2 protein-coding genes are annotated in these 1,642 nt (G+C 73.0%); one reads left to right on the top strand and one right to left on the bottom strand.

Features of this window, described 5'->3' with window-relative positions:
• Positions 1-323: 323 nt before the first annotated feature.
• Positions 324-1,241 (top strand): class A beta-lactamase, encoded by a 918-nt coding sequence (gene bla, locus K6I34_RS36685; RefSeq protein ID WP_229332346.1) that lies wholly within the window; start codon positions 324-326, stop codon positions 1,239-1,241.
• Here the strand turns inward: bla and K6I34_RS36680 are convergent.
• On the bottom strand, positions 1,234-1,509 hold the full coding sequence (locus K6I34_RS36680; protein ID WP_229332345.1) for a hypothetical protein: 276 nt from the start codon (positions 1,507-1,509) through the stop codon (positions 1,234-1,236). The genes bla and K6I34_RS36680 overlap by 8 nt on opposite strands.
• Positions 1,510-1,642 lie beyond the last annotated feature (133 nt).

Here is a 1,642-nt window from a genome sequence, read left to right as displayed (position 1 = left end):
CCCCCGTGTCACTGCCGCGATTGCACGCCGCGGCCGAGCCCATGGCGAGGAGCACTGCCGCGGCCGCCACTGCCGTACGGATTCCGCTGAGCTTCATGGGCTTCATGAGCTTCATGGCGCAACACACCTCCGTGTCGGGACCCGGATCCGATGGTTCCCCCGAACCCGGGAACGGACGAGACCATTTGCAGCCGACAAGGATCAGCCGGGGGAGCCGGGGCGGGTTGTGACGAAAGTGATAGTTGGAGCTGAAGGGGAACCAGATGTCGCGGGGGCGGCGTGGTGCACCGTGTCGTGTCCGCAGAACAGAGGAGGAAGCGATCTTGGTTACCACAGGAGCACACCCCACCCGCCGCGCGGTACTGGCCCTCGGCGCCGGGACGGCGCTGGCCGGCGTCGTGTCCACGGGCGGGGCGGCGCACGCCGCGACGCCCCGCCCGGGCGGGATCTCCGGCAGGCTGAGGGAACTGGAACAGGAGCACTCCGCCCGGCTGGGGGTGTTCGCTCACGACACGGGCACCGGCAGGACCGTGCTGTACCGCGCGGACGAGCGGTTCCCCATGTGCTCCGTGTTCAAGACGCTCGCCGTCGCGGCCGTCCTGCGGGACCTTGACCACAACGGCGAGTTCCTCGCGAAGCGCGTCCGGTACACCGCGGAGTACGTCAAGGCCTCGGGCTGGGACCGGATCACCGGCGAGGAGGAGAACGTCGCGAACGGCATGACCGTCGAGGAGCTGTGCGACGCCGCCATCCGCTTCAGCGACAACGGCGCGGCGAACCTCCTGCTCGACGAGCTCCACGGTCCGGAGACCGTCACCCGCTTCTGCCGTTCGGTGGGGGACCGCACGACCCGCCTCGACCGGCGCGAGCCCGAGCTGAACTCGGCGGAGCCGTGGCGCGAGACCGACGTCACCAGCCCGCGCGCCATCGGGGGGACCTACGAGCGCCTCGTCCTCGGCGACGTGCTCGACCGCCGGGACCGGGCGCGCCTGACCGGCTGGCTGCGCGGCAACACCACCGGCACCGACCTCCTCCGCAAGGGCCTGCCCGCCGACTGGACCGTGGGGGACAAGACCGGCGCCGGGTCCTACGGCACCCGCAACGACGTGGGCATCGCCTGGCCCCCCGGCCGGGCACCGATCGTGCTGGCCGTCCTGACGACCAAGCGCGAGCAGGACGCGAAGACCGACGACCCGCTGGTCGCCAAGGCCGCCGAGCTGGTGGCGACCGCCCTCAGCTGACGCCCTCCCGCAGGGTGCCGGGCCTTTCGAGGGATCTTTCGAGGGGCCCTTCGAGGGCCCGGCACACCGCGCGGACCGCCAGCGGCAGCAGCAGCCGCGCCAGAAGGCCCGCTCCCGCCGCGTCGGCGACGCCGCCGAGCACGGGCTCCGCGTGGAGCAGGACCCGCCGCAGCACGGGCCGGAGCGCGTCGGCGGGGACGTCGGGCAGGACGAAGGTGACGGTGGGACAGGCCGCGGCGGAGCACGGCCAGGTCAGCTGAACGCGCACGATGGACTCCCGGGCAGGACGGACCCGGTCGCGTACGGACGCGCGCGCACGGACACGGCATGCCTCGGGGCCCCTCGGCGGGGCGGACAGTGCGTGGGGGGTGTCAGCAGGAGCGCGAACGGCGGCCGGGAGA

The organism is Streptomyces sp. UNOC14_S4 (genome assembly GCF_020740835.1).
Taxonomy (GTDB): domain Bacteria; phylum Actinomycetota; class Actinomycetes; order Streptomycetales; family Streptomycetaceae; genus Streptomyces.
Note: the sequence above shows the minus strand (reverse complement) of the source record. Positions and strands in the feature narration are given on the sequence as shown.